Raw genomic sequence first — 19,374 nt, 5'->3', positions numbered from 1 at the left:
GACTTAAAGATGATACCCTTTTTCACTGCTTAATATAAAATTATCATCTCCAAACACATTTTCGATTTTTTTTCTTAATCTGTAAATATGAGTCTCAACGGTATGAGTGTCTAAATTATTAGCATAATTCCAGATTTCACTTTGAAGTTTTGAAACCTTTTGTGGAATTTCTTCATAAAAGAGGAATAGAATTAATTGGATTTCTTTTTCTGTTAACTTTGTATTTGTACTACGATTGTATATTTTTCTGTTGTTTAAATTAATAACGTAATTTTTGATAATAATTTCAGATTGTGATCTGTATTTAAGTTTTAAAAGAAAAATATTTATTTTTTCAATTAAGCTATTTAGAGAAATTGGCAAGTTTTCAAAAATTAAGACTTCTTTACTGTCAATAGTCTTAATTTTAAAATTTGTTTTTTTATGACTAGTTATTATAAGTGAATATTTTAAATTTTTGTTATTTAACTTAATGAAATTTTGTAAATCTAAATCATTAATCTCAAAAACGTTAAAATTTAATGCACTTTTAATTTCATTAAAAATTTCATATAATTCTTTAAAATTAGCAATATAAACATTTTGTTTTAACATGATTATTTTATTATGATTATTAACCTTAAAAATAAGCATACACTCCAAATTGATGAATTTCAATTTAGATGTTGCATTGGAAAAAATGGCATAACTAAAAAAAAAATCGAAGGTGATAATTGTACACCCAAAGGATTATTCAAATTATCTCAAATTTACTACAGAGCTGATCGCATCTCATTGGGTAAATGCAAAATTAAAAAAACTAAAATTAGTAAAAATATGGGTTGGTGTGATGATTCATTAAGTAAATTTTATAATAAACAAATTAATATTAATAAAAAAGTAAAACACGAAAAACTATATCGGAGAGACTACAAGTACGATTATGTAATTGCTTTAGACTATAATAGAAAAAAAATTATTACAAAAAAAGGGAGTGCAATTTTTATACATTTGACAAAAGATTATAAACCTACTGCTGGCTGTGTTGCAATTAATAGATTACATTTTGAGATCTTGTTAAAAATCATTAAAAAAAATACTTTTATCAGAATAAACTAGATTCGTTCCCCAAAAATTTTAGATCCTATTCTTAAATAAGTTGCTCCATATTTTGCAGCTTCTACAAAATCATTAGACATTCCCATACTCAAATTGGGTAAATTTAATTTGTCTGAAAGTTCTTTCATATTTATGAAAAACTTAGATGAGACTTCATATTTCGGCGGCAAGCACATCAATCCAATTATATTTAATCCTAGATTTAAAGAACATTCCTTGTAAAAATCTTCCAAATTTTCGATATCGACACCATTTTTTTGTTTTTCTTTTCCAATATTAACTTGAATAAAAATTTTTATTTTTTTGTTTTTTTTATTTTCTTCTTGAGATATTTTTTCAGCAAGCTTTAAATTGTCTAAAGAATGGATGTAGTCAAATAGTGGTATTAAAAACTTAACCTTATTCGTTTGAACTTTGCCCAGCATGTGTAATTTTAAATTTGAAAAATTACTCTTAACATCACTCCATTTTTCTAAGGCTTCCTGAATTTTATTTTCTCCAAAGTTTATATGGCCATATTTTATTAATGGAAGAATATCTTTTATTGGATATGTTTTGCTTACAGCAATAATTTCACTTTTTATTTTATTATTATTTATATTCAAATCTTTCAATTGGTTTTCAATATTAATTAAGTTATTAATTGGATTATGCATTTTAAAAATTTAAAATTTTTTTGTTTTATCGATAAATTTGATAATAATATAATAAACAAATTATTAAATAATACCTCTGTAATATATAGAAATTATCATACTAAAAATAATTTAGACACAATTATAAGTATAAAAAATGCATGTAAAAAAAAAGGAATAAAGTTTTATCTCAGTAATGATGTTAAATTAGCAATAAAACTCAACCTAGATGGAGCATATGTACCTTCCTTTAATAAAGACAGAATATTTAATTCATATAATTTTAAAAAAAAATTTAAACTACTAGGTTCCGCACACAACCTACAAGAAATTAAAGAAAAAGAGATTCAAAATGTTAATTATATATTTTTATCACCTTTGTTTACTTCAAAAAAAAATAAAAATTGTTTAGGGTTATATAGATTTTTAAATCTAATGAAAAAGACTAAGAAAAAAATTATATGTCTTGGCGGAGTTAATGAAAAAAATCTAAGTCAAATTAAGATTTTAAACCCTTATGGTATTGCTTCCATTTCATTATTTCAAAATGAAAGTGTTATTATTTAATTATGATTAAGAAAATAAGCAAAGAATACCTTCAAAAAGAATTAAAAAAAATTCACAATTTTTTTGTTTCACAGAATTACGAAGTGGTTATAGAAAAAACAAGTGCTTTACTTAAAAAGGATCCAACTCAAGTTACTTTTTATAATTACATTGGTCTTTCTTATAAACAGTTGGGTCAACTAACAAAAGCAGAAAGTATTTTAAAAAGGGGGCTTAAAAAACAACCCAAGGCTATAACTTTACTTTGTAATTTGGGTGCTGTTTATAGAAATATGGAAATGTTTTCAGATGCAGAGATAATTTTTAATAGAGCACTTCAAATAAACCCAAAAGATACGAATGTTCTAATTAATTTTGGTAATTTAAAAAGAGACTTAAACAAAATTGATGAGTGCATAAAATTGTATGAACAGGCTTATTTAATAAATGATAATATTGAAACTTTATTAATTAATTTAGCTGGCACTTATCAAATTATTGGTGAATTTGATAAGTCTAAAGAAGTTTTAAAAAACCTTCAATTAAAATTTCCCCATAATATAATTGCAGATAAAATGCTTAGTACTATTAATTTTTATAATACAGACGATAATCACCAAAAATTAATGATAAAAAAAATTAACAATCCTGATCTAGCAAGTGAAAATAAAATTCCACTATATTTTGCTTTAGCCAAATCATATTCAGACCAGAAAGACTATAAAAAATCCTCTGAATATTTTATCAAAGGAAATGATGCACAATTTAATATCTTTAAAAATTATAATTTTTCTGACGAATTGAACTTATTTAATACTATTAAAGAAAAATTTACTAACCAGGTGTTTAGCACAACCCAATCATCAGATGTACCTAACTTAATATTTGTTGTTGGATTACCAAGGTCTGGAACCACCCTCACTCACCAAATTATATCCTCACACTCTAAAGTATACGGTGGGGGTGAACTACCCGTACTGAATTCCATATTGTCAAAAAAAATTTTTGATATTGATCAGCTTGATCAAAATTATATTGATGCTTTATCTGCTGAAATTCTTGCTTTATTTAAACAATTTAATCAAAATCTGATTATTTTAGATAAATCGCCATTAAATTTTCAATGGATTGGTTTTATTAAATTATTATTTCCCCATGCAAAGATAATTCATTGTAAAAGAAATTTAAAAGATACCGCTCTATCTATTTATAAAAATGTTTTTGACGGATTTTCTTTGCCATGGAGCTATAATCAAGTAAATTTAATAAAATTTATAAACCTTTATGAAGATTTGATGGCTTTTTGGCATGCCAAAATGCCTAACTATATTTATGACTGTGAATATGAAAAATTGGTTAATGATCAAAACGTTGAAACACGCAAAATAATAGATTTTTGTAATCTTGCCTGGGAAGATAATTGTATTAATTTTGAAAAAAATGGTCCACCGATAAAAACAGTGAGCATTGCTCAAGCAAGAAAACCAATTTACAAAAGCTCTGTAGATCTTAACAAAAATTACAAAGATTATTTAGATTTTTTAGAAAAAATTGAAGAGTAAAAAAAAGGCCCCATAAAGGGGCCTTTTAAATATAATCTTTTTACTTAATTAAAACGCAAAAGATAAAGAGATTTCTGTGTGCTCAGATTCGATACCAGCAACTTGCTGAATATTTTCTGCTTTGTTTGAGTGAGCTTTAAGACTCATTCCACCCATAGAGTAACCAATTGACATACCAGTTACATCTTGCTCATCAGTATCACCTTCTTTTTCAGTTTCTTGAGAACCGTAAGATATTGAAAGGTTATCATTTATTGCAAATGATATACCGTACATATCTGTTTCAAGGTCAGAGTTAGCAGTTGCAGAATCGATTTCTGAATGCTGTGCACCAACAGTTACTGGACCAAATGCATATGTGAAACCATATGTAGTATGATCATTAGATGTAGAAGCTGTTACACCTCTTTCACCAGTACCAGCAACGATTCTTAAACCATCGATAGGTGTCATAGATACTGCAATTGAAGTAGCAGATTCTACAGCGCCTGTTCCTGAGTTTCCACCATCATCTGTTGAGTTATCAGAAGTTTTTACACCGTAACCAACGTTAATGTTAGCCATATCACCAACAGAATAAGCATAGTTGAAACCAGTAGTTCCACTATCAACTCTTCCATTTAGACCTTCAGTTCCATCAGATATAGAATCAGCGTCTAGACCATTCCATACTTCTTCTTCTGCAGTTGGCATAATGTCATCAATTTTACCAATACCTAGATCACCTGAATCTTGGTTATAAGTTATTGCTCCCATAGCACCCATGTCATAAGTTAAAGATGAAGAACTTTTTCCACCATTAGCTGTCATAGCGTGATATAGAGATACAGTATGTCCATTATCTAATTCACCTGAACCAGTAAATGTCATTAACTGCTGCATACCAAATCTGTTACCATCTGCTTCTGCATCGTTTTTTCCAGTATCACCAGTATAAGTAAGCTTAGCACCACCACTTACTGATAATTCACCAGCTTGTGCTGAAAATGCTACAAGCGAACCTGCTAGAGCTGAAAGACCTATTTTTTTTAGGTTTGTCATATTTTCTCCTATTTGTTTGTTAATTATTATTATTAATAATGCGTATTGATAACAAATATTGTTAAAATTTTTATAATATAAGATAATAAAAGAGTTTTTTTTAGTATTTGTTGCATAAATATCACACTATAATTCCTTTTAATAACAACAATATGTGTGATAATACGCTATTTTTTGATGATAATAAACATACATAAAATGATAAAATTTATAAAAATAATTCTTTTTGTTACACTAATTTTTAATATCTCAGGTTGTGGGATATATAAAAAAACTGATGCGCGTAAGGTATCCCCAAACGTGAAAGATAGGGTTGATAAAAATATTAAGGAAGGGAGAAATTTTAAATTATTAGGTGGTGATAAAAAGAAAAATGGTGTTTTTGATTTTGCCTCATCTAATGAATTATGGAGAGCTTCTCTTAAATTGCTAGAATTTACACCATTAAGCAACGTTGATTATTCTGGGGGAATGATTATTACAGATTGGTTTTCAGATGAAAAAAAAGAAAATGAATATACTAAAATTACTGTAAGATTTTTATCTACAGAAATAAGAGCTGATGGAATTAAGGTTATTATATATAAAAAAACCTGTGATAATCAAAATAGATGCAAAACATCTAAACTAGAAACAGCTTTAGCTGATGAAATAAAATTAGCGATTCTAAAAGAGGCTACTTTAATTAAAAATAATGAATTAACAAAAAGACCAGATTATAAATCACCAGACTTCGGTACTAAATAATTATAATTTAAAAATATAGTTCATTAAAATGGATAGATATAATTTCAAAACTGTTGAAAAAAAATGGCAGAGTTTTTGGGATAAAAATAAAACGTTTGCTGCACAATTAGACAAAAGTAAAAAAAAATTTTATTGTTTAGAAATGTTTCCTTATCCTTCTGGCAAGATACATATGGGGCATGTAAGGAATTATACAATTGGCGATGTTCTAGCAAGATTTAAAGCATTGCAAGGATTTAATGTTTTACATCCTATGGGTTGGGACTCGTTTGGTATGCCAGCAGAAAATGCGGCAAGACAGAATAATCTGGATCCCAAAACATGGACTGAGTCAAACATTGAGACAATGAAGTCTCAACTTAAAAAACTTGGCTTATCGATTGATTGGAGTAGGGAAATTTCGACTTGTTCATCTAATTATTACCAACACCAACAAGAATTTTTTTTAGAGCTCTATGATAAGGGTTTAGTTTATAGAAAAGAAAACTATGTAAACTGGGATCCAATTGATGAAACAGTTTTAGCTAACGAGCAAGTAATTGATGGAAAAGGCTGGAGATCAGGTGCAACTGTAGAAAGAAAAAAATTAAATCAATGGTTTTTTAATATATCAAAGTTTTCAGAAGATCTTCTAAAAGGCCTAGATACTCTAACTAATTGGCCAAATAAAGTAAAGGTTATGCAAAAAAATTGGATAGGAAAATCTTTCGGCTGTGAAGTTGAATTTAAAATTGAGAGTGAAAAGCCTGTTGACAGTATTAAGTGCTATACAACTAGACCAGATACTTTGTTTGGATTTTCATTTCTAGCATTATCAGTTGATCATCCTCTGTCTAAATTTTATGAACAAGATGAAAAGTTTCAAAGTTTTAAAAAAGAGTGCTCAAAAACTGGGACAACAGAAGAGTCCATTGCATCAGCTGACAAACTGGGATTTAAAACTGACCTAGTTGCAATAAATCCTCTAGATGAAACTATAAAAGTTCCCGTTTTTTTTGCAAATTTTGTTTTAATGGATTATGGACTTGGTGCTGTTTTTGGATGCCCCGCTCATGATCAAAGAGATTTAGATTTTGCAAAAAAATATAATTTAAAAATTACCCCTGTTGTAAAACCAGATAAAGATAAAGATTTTGAAATTAATAATGAAGCTTATACTGGAGATGGATATCTTTATAATTCAAAGTTTTTAGATGGTTTAAAAGTACCAAATGAATCGATAATCAAAACAATAGAGTTTCTTGAAAAAAATAATCTAGGACAAAAAAAAACAAATTACAGATTAAAAGATTGGGGAATATCAAGGCAACGTTACTGGGGATGTCCTATACCGATTGCTTACGATGAGAATGATCAGCCAATTAAAATTCCTACAGATATGCTTCCTGTTAAATTACCAAAAATAGAAAAATTAGAAACCACTGGCAATCCTCTAGATAATGCTGAAAAATGGAAACATTTTACTCTTGATGGTAAAAAATATAGAAGAGAAACAGATACCCTAGATACATTTGTTGATTCTTCCTGGTATTTTCTAAGATTCTGCTCTTCAAAAAATGCCAACCATGGATTTACTCAGGAAGAGGTTGATTATTGGATGCCAGTTGATCAATACATAGGTGGAGTTGAGCATGCAATTTTACACCTTTTATACTCTAGGTTTTTTATGCAAGCTCTTTCTTATCAAAATGAAAAATTTAACTTAAAAGAACCATTTGATGGTTTATTTACGCAAGGTATGGTTTGTCATGAAACGTATAAAGACCAAAAAAATAATTGGTTAAGTCCAGAGGAAGTTTTCTCTAAAGATACAAAAAACTTTTATAAAAAAACAAATCCTTTAGAAAAAATAATTGTAGGACCAATAGAATCTATGTCCAAGTCCAAAAAAAATACTGTCGATCCTCAAAATATAATAGAAAACTATGGAGCAGATTCTGTGAGATTATTTATTTTATCAGATAGCCCACCTGAAAGAGATGTACAATGGTCGGATCAAGGTATGATGGCATCGTATAAATTTTTACAAAAATTATGGGTACTACATTCGAGAATTCTAAAAAAAATTGATACCAATAAATCAGATACTCATAATGAAAGATTAACAAAATTTACAAATCAATTAATTTATAAAATTACTCACAACTTGGAAAAATTTCACTACAATGTAATAGTTGCTAATCTTCATGAAATGTATAATTTTTTAATCAAAGAGATAGAAAACCCTGTAAAAACAAGCTTTTTAGTCGAAAATTATAAAAAAATCCTTATATCAATGATGCCTTTTATCCCTCATTTTGCAAACGAATGTTTAGAAGATATTAATCAAGATAAGGTAAAATGGCCAATTGTTATGGCGGAAGAGCTGGAAGAAGAAAATATAAATTTTGTAATACAAATTAATGGTAAAAAGAAAGCTCTTCTAAAAGTAAAAAATAATATTGATGAAAAGACTTTGTTGAAACAAATTGAAGAAAATAAAGATACCGAAAAACTGCTAAAAGATCAAAAGGTAAAAAAAACAATTTTTGTATCAAACAGACTAATAAATATTATAATATAAGAATGTTAAAAAAAACTATCTTAATTTCATTTTTTTTACTTACATTATCCTGTGGCTACGAGGCGATACACTCAAAAAAAAACTCTATAGATTATAATTTTTCAGTTAGTAGTATAAATTTTCAAGGAGATAGAGATATTAATTTAAAAATTAAGCAAAAATTTAATAATTATATTCTGACGAAAAAAGATAAAAAATTTATACTTGATGTTAGAAGTGTATCAGAAAAAATAGTCACTGCGAAAGACCCTGCAGGGGACCCTACAGATTTTGAAAACATCACAACAACAGAAGTTGAGGTTTACATTGGCGTGGATTTAAAACGAAAAATAAAAATAAAAAAGAGCTTTAAATATAGTAACAGCACTAACAAATTTGACCTTAAAAACTATGAAAGACAATTAAAAACAAATTTAGCTGAAACGATTTCAGATGAACTAATTTTTAAATTATCAAATATTAGATGATCATAAAGTCGTTTGAATTAAATAAAATAAATTTAAATAATTATAAATTTTACCTTTTTTTTGGTAACAATGAAGGACTGAAAGAAGAAATTATAAAAAACTCGTTTGAAAAAAATTATTTAGAGAAGATTCATAGATATGAAGAAAAAGAAATACTAGATAATCGAAATGAATTTTTCAATAGTGTGCTTACAAAATCATTTTTTGATAATCAAAAACTCATAATAATAAATAGAGCAACAGATAAGATTAAAGATATAATAGAAGAACTAATAGAAAGAAATCCATCTGATATTCAATTTATTTTGAATTCAAAAAATCTTGAAAAAAAATCTACCGTAAGAAAATTTTTTGAGAAAGAAAAAACTATTATATGCATTCCATTTTATGAAGACAACAATCAAACATTGAATTCTATAATCAGTCAATTTTTTAGAAACAAAAAAATTCCAATCTCACAACAACTAATAAATATTTTAATAGAAAGAAGCAGGGGCGATAGAAAGAATTTAAATAATGAGTTAGCAAAAATTGAAAATTTTTCATTAAATAAAAATAATATAAATCTTCAACAAATTATTAAGCTCACAAATCTAGCTGATAACTATAGTGCTTCAGAACTAATCGACCACTCTCTTGCCAAAAACACAAGAAAAACCGTTACTATTTTAAATGAAAATAACTATTCAGATGAGGACAATATAATAATTATAAGAACATTATTAGCTAAACTGAAAAGATTAGTAAAAATTTATGAACTAGTTGATGAAAAAAATAATATAGAACAAGCAGTTTCTTTGTTTAAACCACCTATTTTCTGGAAAGATAAGCCACTAGTAATACAACAAATAAGGTCTTGGGGAAAAGATAAATTAAAGAGCTTAATTTACGAAAGTAATAAAATTGAATTTTTAATTAAAAAAAATTCAAGTGTAGGAAAAAGTATATTAACAGATTTCATAATTAATAATTCTAAAAAAACTAATAATTAGATTTTATAATCTCAATTATTTTATTTAACTGATCTAGATCTTTATATTCTAATAATAAAGATCCTGAATTATTTTTTTTATTTTTAATTAAAATATTAAGACCAATTTTTTCTCTAATTGAATTCTCTAAGGCTTGTAAATTTGTATCTCTCAAGGGCTTAAGAGAGTGTTTTTTAGTCTTAAAAATTTTAACAAAATTTTCTGATTGTCGAACAGAAAGGTTTTTTTCAATTATTTTATTTGCAACAAACTCTGCATTATCTAGACCTACTAAAATTTTTGCATGTCCTGCTGATAATTTTTGAGTTTCAATTAACCTTAAAACTGCTTCTGGAAGGTTGAGTAGCCTTAAAAAGTTAGCAATATGGCTTCTACTTTTTCCGATAAATTGTGCTACTTTTTCTTGGTCATACGAAAACTCTTCAATAAGACGTTTATAGCCACCTGCTTCTTCGATTGCATTTAAGTCATTTCTTTGAACATTTTCAATAATTGCAAATTCTAAAGATTTTAAATCATCTACATCTGTAATAACCACCGGAACTTCGTGTAGCCCTGCCTTTTGTGCTGATAACCACCTTCTCTCTCCGGCAATTATCTCATACTTTGAACTATCGTTACTAGACTTTCTAACAATGATTGGTTGAATGATACCTCTTTCTTTTATTGAGTTTGTTAAATCTTGTAAACTTTCCTCATCAAATGTTTTCCTTGGTTGAAATTTATTGCTTACAAGATCAGATATCGAAACTTTATTAATGTTTATTTCTACTTTTGTTTCACCTATTAAAGATGACAAACCTCTGCCTAGACCTTTTTTTATTTTGTTTGTATCCATTATGCAGCGCTCCCTATTTTTTGTTCTTGATTAATAAATTCATCTGTAAAGTTAAAATATGATTTACTACCAGGACAAGATTTGTCATACATTAAGACTGGCATGCCGTGCGATGGAGCCTCTGAAAGCCTGACGTTTCTTGGGATTACTGTTAGATAAACTTTTTCATTGAAATAATCCCTTGCTTCTTTTTCAACTTGTGTGGATAGCTTATTTCTTTTATCAAACATTGTTAAAAGTATGCCTCTAATTTTTAATTCAGGATTTAAATTAACTTTTATTCGTTCTATGGTTTTCATTAGCTGGGTTAAACCCTCTAAAGCAAAAAATTCAGTCTGTAATGGAACTAATAGTGAGTGAGAAGACACTAGCGCCATAACTGTAAGCAAGCTTAGTGATGGTGGACAGTCTATAAGTACATAATCATAGGTTGCTCTAGAATTATTCAAATAAGGGGTTAATTCGCGTTTTAAAATGAAGGCTCTCATGCTGTCATCAGCTGTCTCAACCTCAAGCCCAGATAAATCTACATTCGAAGTGATAATATCTAAATTTTTGAACTCAGTTTTTCTAATCACATCAGAAATGACTTTTGTGCCATTCAATACTCCGTAAATAGTATCTGTTGAACTTTCTAAATTGGATAGACCAAGTCCTGTAGTAGCGTTTCCTTGTGGATCAAGATCAATAACTAAAACCTTTTTCTCTTGTTGGGCTAAACCTGCTGCAAGATTAATTACTGTTGTTGTTTTTCCGACCCCACCCTTTTGATTTATTACAGAAATAATTTGCATTTAGTTTTTTAATGTTTTTTTTTAATATCTTTTATATTTAATAAAAATGAATCTTCGCTTGTAATACTTTTTTTCTTTTCAAAATCAAAATCCCAATTTATTAAAGTTTCTTCTAAAACTTTTTCTCCATTTTTTCCCATGAAGACAATTAAATTTTTGTAACTACTAAAATTTTTATAAACTAAATCTAAAATTATTGGTAAAGGTTTAAAAGCTCTTGCCATTATTGTACCCGAGTCTAAATTTTGTGCCTCAAAAATATTTTCTTGCATGACTTCGGTATTTAATTTTAAATCTCTAGATACTTTTCTTAAAAAAGAGCTTTTGTGGTGACTTTTTTCATATAAGTGAACTTTGATCGAATTTTTCTGATTTTTAATCATAATTGATATAATTATACCTGGCATGCCTCCACCTGAACCTATATCTGTTATAATTTTACTATTTAAATCAACAAATTCAATGATTTGTGCTGAATCAATTATATGACGTTCTCTAATAACCTCATTTTTAGCTGTTTCTTTACTAATTATATTAATTTCATCATTTTCCTGCTGTAGCATGGATATAAATAGCTCAAACTCAATTAATGTTTCACGTGGAACATTTTGGTCTTTTAGTAGTGGATATTTTTTAAAAATTTCTTCCATTAAGCTATTAGCTTAATAGACTTTCTTTTTACATGTGACAACAAAATATATACGGCAGCTGGAGTTATTCCATCAATACGCAGTGCTTGTCCCATAGTTTTTGGTTTTATTTGTTTAAATTTGGCTTTTACCTCATTTGATAGTCCAGAAAGATCATCATAATTAACTTTTTCAGGTATGACTAAATTTTCATCTCTTTTAAATGCTAATATATCTGCTTTTTGTTTTTTAAGATAGCCTCTGTAATGAGCATTTATTTCAATTTGCTCATCTATTTTTTTATCAAAATAAGGAATTTCAGGCCAAATTTCTCTTATTTTTTTCATATCAACACCTTTTTGGGTTAATATTTCATTAGATTTCCTTATAATACCATCTTTTGCAATTTTAATATCAAAGTTCTTTATTTTTGTTGGAGATATTGATGATTCAGACATTATTTTAAATATTATTCCTAATTTATGTTCTTTATCTTTAAAAACATCTTCTCTTTCATTTGATATTAATCCAATTTCAATTCCTTTATTTGTTAACCTTTGGTCGGCATTATCTGCTCTCAAACTTAGTCTATATTCTGCTCTTGAGGTGAACATTCTATAAGGCTCTGCGACACCTTTTGTTACCAAATCATCTATCATAACTCCAATGTATGCATCTGATCTATCCAAAATAAATGGCTCTTCTTTCTTAAAAGATAACGCAGCATTAATTCCAGCGATTAATCCTTGGGCCGCAGCTTCTTCATATCCCGTTGTTCCATTTATTTGCCCAGCAAGGTATAAATTTTGAATTTTTTTAGTCTCAAGAGTTAAAAATAGTTCTCTAGGGTCAATATAGTCATATTCTATGGCATAACCGGGTCTAATTATCTTAACATTTTCTAAACCACTGATATTGTTACATATTTCTTGCTGAACATCCTCAGGTAGTGAGGTAGATATTCCATTTGGGTATATTGTGTGATCATTTAATCCTTCAGGCTCTAAATATATCTGGTGACGGTCCTTATCTGCAAACTTTACTATTTTATCCTCTATTGAAGGGCAATATCTTGGGCCAACCCCCTGTATGCTTCCTGAGTACATGGCACTTCTTTTTAGATTTTTTTGAATTATCTTATGAACCTTTTCGTTCGTATAAGTCATCCGACATGAAACTTGTTTGTTTAAATTTTTTTTAGTTAAGAAAGAAAAAAAATAAGGATCATCGTCTGCAAGCTGTTCTTCTAAATTATCATACTTAATTGTTCTGGCATCAAGTCTTGGTGGTGTTCCTGTCTTAAGTCTTCCTATTTTAAAATCATACTTTTCAAGTTGTTCACTTAATCCTGTTGAGGGCTTTTCATCAAACCTTCCTGCTGGCGTTCTCTTATCACCTATATGAATCAAACCATTCAAAAAAGTACCTGTTGTTAAGATTAGCTTACCACATAAAATTTTTTTGCCTGACTTTGTTTCAAAGCCACTTATAGTGTTTTTATTAAAAATAAACCTTATTACAGTATCTGAAAAAATGCTTAAATTACAGTAGTTTAGTAATTTTTCTTGCATATATTTACGATACAGTGATCTGTCTGATTGCGTTTCTGGGTCCTTGAACTGCTGGCCCTCTACTTCTGTTTAATAATCTAAATTGTATACCTGATTTATCTGCAACCTCTCCCATCACACCATCTAAGGCATCTATCTCTCTAACAAGATGACCTTTACCAAGACCACCTATCGCCGGGTTACAAGACATCTCTCCTATGGTCTCAATTTTGTGTGTGAATAGGGCAGTGTTAACTCCAAGACGTGCAGAGGCTGCTGGCTTCACAACCAGCGTGTCCTCCTCCAATAACTACTACCTCAAATGATAAATCATTTCTCATAAGTTAAATTTATAACCGATATGAATATTTACAAGCAGACAGTATTTTTTAAGAAATAATTGTTAAGACAATTTTGGTTATGTTTTTATAGTTAAAATTGACGAATTAGTTATGGTTATCAACAAAAATGCTGAGAATAGGCTGAAAAAACCCCTTAAATGTTGGTTATTTGCCGATGCAAAAATCGTTGAAAATACTACCCAATATCTCTTCAACATCTACTTTTCCAACTATCATTCCTAAATGTCGTGTTGCTAAACGAAGGTCTTCTGCAGCTTTATCAAAATCCTCTGCTTCATTTTTTTCTTCAAAATTTTTCAAATAATTTAAGCTTTGTTCAAGATGCTGTCTGTGCCTTTCACGAGTAATTAAAATATCTTCACTTGTGATGAATTTATTTTTTAATTTATTTTTAATTTTTAAAATTAAATCTTCTACGTTGAGATTATTTTTTACTGAAATTAAAACATGTTCAAAATTTTTTATTTCATAACTCAAATCTTCTTTTAAAAGATCAGATTTATTAACTACAAGTATTGCATTTTCATCCATCAATTCTTTTAAAACTCCTTTAAAATCAGTGCTTTTAGCGTCTATAACGATCAATTTTAAGTCTGCATTTTCTGCTTTATCAAGTGCTAATTTTATTCCTTTTTTTTCTATTTCATTTTTAGAATCTCTAATTCCTGCAGTGTCAGAAACTACCACTGGATATCCATCAATGTTTAAATGCGTCTCGATTACGTCTCTTGTTGTTCCGGCTATTTCTGAAACGATTGCTGCATCACGATTTGAAAGGTGATTTAGTAAACTAGATTTTCCAGCATTCGTTGGGCCTATGATTGCAATTTTAAAACCTTCCCTAATTCTTTCACCAACTTTTTGATCATCTAAAATTTTTTTTATATTTAAAATTACTTCATTAGAAATTTTTTTTATATTCTTGAAAATATCTTCTGGTAAATCCTCGTCTGGAAAATCTATCTTTGCTTCGACGTGTGATAAAATTTTTAAAAGTTTTTCTCTTAAGCTATTAAATTTATCAGCTGACTTTCCGTTCATTATTTTTATTGCTTGCTGTCTTTGAATTTCAGTTTCTGCTGAAATTAAATCTGCAATACTTTCTGCTTTCAGTAAATTTATTTTTCCATTTTGAAATGCCAATTTTGTAAACTCACCCGCCTCAGCTAGTCTACAATTCTCTACTTCTGAAATAGAGGCGTGTAGAGCATCAATTACTGCTTTGCTTCCATGTATATGTAATTCGGCCATATCCTCACCAGTGTAGCTCTCAGGGCCAGGAAACCACAGTATTATGCCTTCATCAATAAGCTCAGAAGTGTTGATTTTGTTGATTTTTCTTAGTGTGGCAACTCTTGGTTCTGGAATTGTTGTTTTTGTTAATAGTTCAATTACCTTTTTAGTATCTTCTCCTGAAACTCTAATAATTGCTATCCCAGATATACCAGGACCCGTCGATAGAGCATAAATTGTCATATAGATATTATAACTTTTCTTTTAAGGTTCTGTAAAACTTTAAATTAATAGGTGAGGGTGTAACAGTGTTAAGCTGGTTTATTCATCGAGCTAAAAAAATCTGCATTACTTTTTGTTTCTTTAAGTTTTGAATTAATAAATTCAATTGCATCCATTGTTCCCATGGGACTAATTATTCTTCTTAGTACATTCATTTTTGAAAGGTCATCTTTATCGAAAAGCAATTCTTCTCTTCTTGTTCCAGACTTTGTTATGTCGATTGCTGGATAGATTCTTTTCTCTGCAATCTTTCTATCAAGAACTGTTTCACTATTTCCTGTTCCTTTAAATTCTTCAAAAATTACCTCGTCCATTCTCGACCCTGTATCAATCAAAGCAGTTGAGATGATTGTCAAAGATCCACCTTCCTCAATATTTCTTGCGGCACCGAAAAATCTTTTTGGTCTTTGTAGGGCATTTGCATCAACTCCACCCGTTAATACTTTACCTGAACTTGGGATCACAGCGTTGTAAGCTCTACCCAATCTTGTTATTGAGTCCAATAAAATTACAACATCTTTTTTATGTTCAGTTAATCTTTTTGCTTTTTCTATTACCATTTCAGCAACAGCTACGTGTCTTGAGGCGGGCTCGTCAAATGTAGAGCTAATCACCTCTCCTTTGACCGTTCTTTTCATGTCGGTTACTTCTTCTGGTCTTTCATCAATCAACAAAACCATCAAATAGCTTTCTGGATAATTTTTAGCAATTGAGTTTGCGATGCTTTGTAAAATCATTGTCTTACCAGCTTTGGGGGGTGAAATAATTATTGATCTTTGACCTTTTCCAATTGGACTTACAAGGTCGATTAGTCTCGGGGTTAAATCTGGTTTTTTTTCAATCTTAGTTGTTTCAATCTCCATAACCATTTGTTGGTCTGGATAAAGAGGAGTTAAGTTGTCAAACGCAATTTTATGACGAGCCTTCTCAGGTTCTTCAAAATTTATTTTTTCCACTTGTAATAATGCAAAATATCTCTCTCCTTCTTTAGGGGCTCTTACAGGACCTTCGACTGTGTCTCCTGTTCTCAAACCAAACTTTCTTATTTGACTTGGGCTAACGTAAATATCATCTGGTCCAGCTAAGTAATTTGATTCCATTGCTCTTAAAAAACCAAATCCATCTTGTAATAATTGTAAAACTCCTGCTCCAGTTATTTCTTCTTTTTCTGCAACTTTTTTTAATATAGCAAATAAAATTTCTTGCTTTCTAAGCGTGCTAGCATTTTCAATGCCAAGCCCTTCTGCTTGTGTAATTAATTGTTCAGACGATTTTAGCTTAAGTTCTTGAATATTCATGTGGGAGAGTTTTATTTAAGATTTGTTAGATGAGATAAATATATATACTCTTTAAAGTATTACAAGCTTAGATGGGCTTAAAAACAACAATAAAAACAATCAAAATAAGCAATATTGTTGGTACTTCGTTAATTATTCTAAAAAACTTAGAAGATTTAGTATTTTGATCCATCTTAAAATTAGCAAGTAGTTTGGATAAATAAAAATGGTATGCAGTTAATAAAATAACTAACAGCAATTTTAACTTAATCCAAGTTGTAGAAAAAACCTCGGGACCCAAAAAGAAAATTAAAATTAAACCAAATATCCAAGTTAAGATCATGGCAGGTGTCATAATATAAGAATATAATTTCTTTTCCATCGTTTTAAATATTAAAGAGGTATTTTTATCTTTTAAATTTTCGACATGGTAAACGAAAATCCTGGGTAAATATAAAAGTCCCACCATCCAGGAAATTACTGAGATTAAATGTAGGCTCTTAAATAATAAATAACTATTCATAATTTAAACAAGGACATTTTTTAAAATTAGAAGGACATTGTATCTTTGGTGGGTAAAGATTCTCATTAATTTTATATTCATTTTTTTTAATTATTAGTTCTGAAATTGCTTTAATGAAATTCTCATTAACACCAAGTGCTGGAACTCTTGTATAATTTTTACACCCGTTAGCATTTGCTATTTCTTTGTATTCTATATCAAGCTCAACGAGAGTTTCTGAGTGTTCGGAAACAAACGCGATAGGGACCAAAACAATGTGCTTCCCAATTTTGGAATTTTCAATAATTATATCTTCTGTTGATGGTCCTATCCACTTCAGTGGGCCAACTCGACTTTGATAACTTAATATCCAATCTAAGTTTTCATCATTTAAGCTCTCAACTATTTTTTTAACAGATTGCTCTACTTGCCACTGATAAGGATCTCCTTTTTTAATATTTTTTTCTGGCAAGCCGTGTGCAGAGAATATTAATTTCAAATTTTTAAGGTTTTTAATTTTTTTTATTATTTCCTTTGTATGAGCATTAATAAAATTCTGATCTGTTGGGTAACAGCAGATTGTGCTTGTTTTAATATTGTAATTATTTCTCTTACAAATATCTTTCCATTCTTTAATTGAAGATCCCGATGTTGCGGCAGAGTATTGGGGGTAGAGAGGCATTAAAACAACTTCGTCTGGTTTAAATAGCTGAACATCCTTAATCACATCTTTAGCCCTTGGATTCCAACATCTCATTACGATGAAGCATTTGTATTCATCTTTTGTTTGTGATTGATTTAATTTTATTTCTAGGGCGCTTGATTGCTCTTTGGTTAGTTTTAGTATGGGTGATGATCCACCCAGTTCTGCATAAATTTTTTTAGCAACAGGGGCCCTTCTGTTTGAGATTAGTTTTGCTAGGGGGTATCTTAAAAAAGTTGGTAAATTTAAAATCGCTGGATCATTAAATAAATTAAATAAAAAAGGTTCAACATTTTCAATTTTATCAGGACCACCAAGGTTAAATAAGATAATTGCTTTTTTCATTTAATAATCTTTTACCATCTTCACCAAATAATCAACCATGTTGGGCTCGGTTTCCGGTAAAACTCCGTGCCCTAAATTAAAAATATATGGGTGGTCTTTAAAAATATCTAAATATTTTAAGGCCTGCTTTTTTAAGTTTTCAGTGTCTGTTAATAAAACTTTAGGATCAAGCCCACCTTGGACGGGTATATTAATTTTTTTACATATAGAAACTGGGTTTACATTATAATCAATATTAATAGCACTGGGTTTAATGATATCACAATAATTTTTATAATTTTTAACTCCTCTTGGAAAACAAATAACCGGTATGTTTAATGATTTTACATAATCAACCAAATTTAGAGTTGGAACATAAACATAGTTTGGTAAATCCTTTTCCTCTAATAGCCCAGCCCAACTATCAAAAATTTGGATTACAGTTGCACCACTCTTTATTTGTTGATCAATGTGTATTTTTAAAAATTTTTCTAATATTATTAGAATTCTATTTATTAAAAACTCATCTTTAAAAAAATCTTTTATTAATTCTTTTTTTGGTGAATGTTTATTAATCATATAAACTAATAATGTCCATGGTGCCCCAACAAATCCTATTAAATTTTTATTTTTAATTAGGTTGTTCTCACTCACTTTTTTAATTGATTTATAAACTGGGTATAGCTTTTGTATAAAATCAATTTCATCAATTTTAGATATCTCATTTAAGTTTAGTGGTCCTAAATGTGGACCAAAATCTTTTTTAAATTCTACTTTTTGATTTAATCCATAGGGTAACATTAAAATATCTGAAAATATTATTGCGGCATCTAATTCAAATCTTTTTAATGGCTGCAAGGTAATCTCAGATGATAAATTTTCATTCAAACATAAATTAATAAAGTCTAGATTTAACTTTCTAATCTCCCTAAACTCTGGAAGGTATCTTCCAGCTTGTCTCATTAACCATATTGGAGAATTAGTTGTTTTCTTGTTTATTATTGTTTCTAGAAGGGGTGTCATAATAATAAGTAAATATTTAATTATAGTATTAGTTATATAGTATGTGAATAATGGTAATTAATTGTTTTACACAGTTTATACATGATTTATTAACAATTAATAATTTATAGAGGCAAAGAGTAATGTTTAAATGGAGAGTTTATTTAATTTTGTTAGATAAAATGTATATTAATACTTCACATGTTTAGTAATGTTTATAAAACGAG

18 protein-coding genes and 1 pseudogene are annotated in these 19,374 nt (G+C 28.8%); 7 read left to right on the top strand and 12 right to left on the bottom strand.

Going from position 1 to position 19,374, the window contains the following annotated elements; translation table 11 throughout:
• Positions 1–3 precede the first annotated feature (3 nt).
• Complete coding sequence (locus tag ABXT58_RS07335; protein WP_415303998.1) at positions 4–594, bottom strand: winged helix-turn-helix domain-containing protein; 591 nt, start codon at positions 592–594, stop codon at positions 4–6.
• Positions 595–606: 12 nt separating this feature from the next.
• On the opposite strand from ABXT58_RS07335, the gene ABXT58_RS07330 reads away from it, so the two are divergent.
• Positions 607–1,098: a L,D-transpeptidase family protein gene (locus tag ABXT58_RS07330; protein ID WP_415303997.1), complete on the top strand. Its 492-nt coding sequence runs from the start codon at positions 607–609 to the stop codon at positions 1,096–1,098.
• On the opposite strand, the gene ABXT58_RS07325 is transcribed toward ABXT58_RS07330, so the two are convergent.
• Positions 1,095–1,754, bottom strand: a complete 660-nt coding sequence (locus tag ABXT58_RS07325; protein WP_415303996.1) for a YggS family pyridoxal phosphate-dependent enzyme — start codon at positions 1,752–1,754, stop codon at positions 1,095–1,097. The two genes, ABXT58_RS07330 and ABXT58_RS07325, sit on opposite strands and share 4 nt — an antisense overlap.
• Here ABXT58_RS07325 and ABXT58_RS07320 point away from each other — a divergent pair.
• Together ABXT58_RS07320 and ABXT58_RS07315 are read left to right on the top strand one after the other, a co-directional pair.
• Positions 1,749–2,300 carry a thiamine phosphate synthase gene (locus ABXT58_RS07320; RefSeq protein WP_415303995.1) on the top strand — a complete coding sequence of 184 codons (552 nt, stop codon included), beginning with the start codon at positions 1,749–1,751 and terminating at the stop codon, positions 2,298–2,300. The genes ABXT58_RS07325 and ABXT58_RS07320 overlap by 6 nt on opposite strands.
• 2 nt (positions 2,301–2,302) lie before the next feature.
• Positions 2,303–3,841 (top strand): tetratricopeptide repeat-containing sulfotransferase family protein, encoded by a 1,539-nt coding sequence (locus ABXT58_RS07315; RefSeq protein WP_415303994.1) that lies wholly within the window; start codon positions 2,303–2,305, stop codon positions 3,839–3,841.
• Positions 3,842–3,889: 48 nt separating this feature from the next.
• On the opposite strand, the gene ABXT58_RS07310 is transcribed toward ABXT58_RS07315, so the two are convergent.
• Positions 3,890–4,882, bottom strand: coding sequence for a porin (locus ABXT58_RS07310; RefSeq protein ID WP_415303993.1), 993 nt, complete (start codon positions 4,880–4,882; stop codon positions 3,890–3,892).
• Between the two features lie 198 nt (positions 4,883–5,080).
• Between ABXT58_RS07310 and ABXT58_RS07305 the strand changes: the two genes are divergently transcribed.
• The 4 genes from ABXT58_RS07305 to holA are packed head-to-tail and all read left to right on the top strand — an operon-like array spanning position 5,081 to position 9,651.
• Positions 5,081–5,629 carry a DUF3576 domain-containing protein gene (locus tag ABXT58_RS07305; RefSeq protein WP_415303992.1) on the top strand — a complete coding sequence of 183 codons (549 nt, stop codon included), beginning with the start codon at positions 5,081–5,083 and terminating at the stop codon, positions 5,627–5,629.
• Positions 5,630–5,657: 28 nt separating this feature from the next.
• The gene (gene leuS, locus ABXT58_RS07300) at positions 5,658–8,192 is read left to right on the top strand and encodes a leucine--tRNA ligase (RefSeq protein WP_415303991.1); all 2,535 of its coding nucleotides are present in this window, start codon (positions 5,658–5,660) and stop codon (positions 8,190–8,192) included.
• Positions 8,193–8,194: 2 nt separating this feature from the next.
• Positions 8,195–8,659, top strand: a complete 465-nt coding sequence (locus ABXT58_RS07295; RefSeq protein WP_415303990.1) for a hypothetical protein — start codon at positions 8,195–8,197, stop codon at positions 8,657–8,659.
• The gene (gene holA / locus ABXT58_RS07290) at positions 8,656–9,651 is read left to right on the top strand and encodes a DNA polymerase III subunit delta (protein WP_415303989.1); all 996 of its coding nucleotides are present in this window, start codon (positions 8,656–8,658) and stop codon (positions 9,649–9,651) included. Before ABXT58_RS07295 ends, holA begins: the two co-directional genes overlap by 4 nt.
• Here holA and ABXT58_RS07285 read toward each other — a convergent pair.
• The 9 genes and pseudogenes from ABXT58_RS07285 to hemE form a co-directional block, all read right to left on the bottom strand.
• Entirely contained in the window at positions 9,641–10,489 is an 849-nt protein-coding gene (locus tag ABXT58_RS07285; RefSeq protein WP_415303988.1) for a ParB/RepB/Spo0J family partition protein, read from the bottom strand. The two genes, holA and ABXT58_RS07285, sit on opposite strands and share 11 nt — an antisense overlap.
• Positions 10,489–11,283 (bottom strand): ParA family protein, encoded by a 795-nt coding sequence (locus ABXT58_RS07280; RefSeq protein ID WP_415303987.1) that lies wholly within the window; start codon positions 11,281–11,283, stop codon positions 10,489–10,491. The genes ABXT58_RS07285 and ABXT58_RS07280 overlap by 1 nt, the downstream gene beginning before the upstream one ends.
• An 8-nt stretch (positions 11,284–11,291) precedes the next feature.
• Positions 11,292–11,933, bottom strand: a complete 642-nt coding sequence (locus ABXT58_RS07275) for a 16S rRNA (guanine(527)-N(7))-methyltransferase RsmG (protein WP_415303986.1) — start codon at positions 11,931–11,933, stop codon at positions 11,292–11,294.
• Positions 11,933–13,803: pseudogene (mnmG, locus tag ABXT58_RS07270) on the bottom strand (tRNA uridine-5-carboxymethylaminomethyl(34) synthesis enzyme MnmG). The gene ABXT58_RS07275 and the pseudogene mnmG overlap by 1 nt, the downstream one beginning before the upstream one ends.
• A gap of 165 nt (positions 13,804–13,968) precedes the next feature.
• The gene (gene mnmE, locus ABXT58_RS07265) at positions 13,969–15,300 is read right to left on the bottom strand and encodes a tRNA uridine-5-carboxymethylaminomethyl(34) synthesis GTPase MnmE (RefSeq protein ID WP_415303985.1); all 1,332 of its coding nucleotides are present in this window, start codon (positions 15,298–15,300) and stop codon (positions 13,969–13,971) included.
• Between the two features lie 68 nt (positions 15,301–15,368).
• Positions 15,369–16,637 (bottom strand): transcription termination factor Rho, encoded by a 1,269-nt coding sequence (gene rho / locus ABXT58_RS07260; RefSeq protein WP_415303984.1) that lies wholly within the window; start codon positions 16,635–16,637, stop codon positions 15,369–15,371.
• 67 nt (positions 16,638–16,704) lie between these two features.
• On the bottom strand, positions 16,705–17,139 hold the full coding sequence (gene hemJ / locus ABXT58_RS07255; protein WP_415303983.1) for a protoporphyrinogen oxidase HemJ: 435 nt from the start codon (positions 17,137–17,139) through the stop codon (positions 16,705–16,707).
• The gene (gene hemH / locus ABXT58_RS07250; protein ID WP_415303982.1) at positions 17,132–18,166 is read right to left on the bottom strand and encodes a ferrochelatase; all 1,035 of its coding nucleotides are present in this window, start codon (positions 18,164–18,166) and stop codon (positions 17,132–17,134) included. The genes hemJ and hemH overlap by 8 nt, the downstream gene beginning before the upstream one ends.
• On the bottom strand, positions 18,167–19,168 hold the full coding sequence (hemE, locus tag ABXT58_RS07245) for a uroporphyrinogen decarboxylase (protein WP_415303981.1): 1,002 nt from the start codon (positions 19,166–19,168) through the stop codon (positions 18,167–18,169).
• Positions 19,169–19,374: the final 206 nt, after the last annotated feature.

The organism is Candidatus Pelagibacter sp. Uisw_090, assembly GCF_047717845.1.
Taxonomy (GTDB): Bacteria; Pseudomonadota; Alphaproteobacteria; order Pelagibacterales; family Pelagibacteraceae; genus Pelagibacter.
This window is presented reverse-complemented; position numbering and strand designations above follow the sequence as displayed.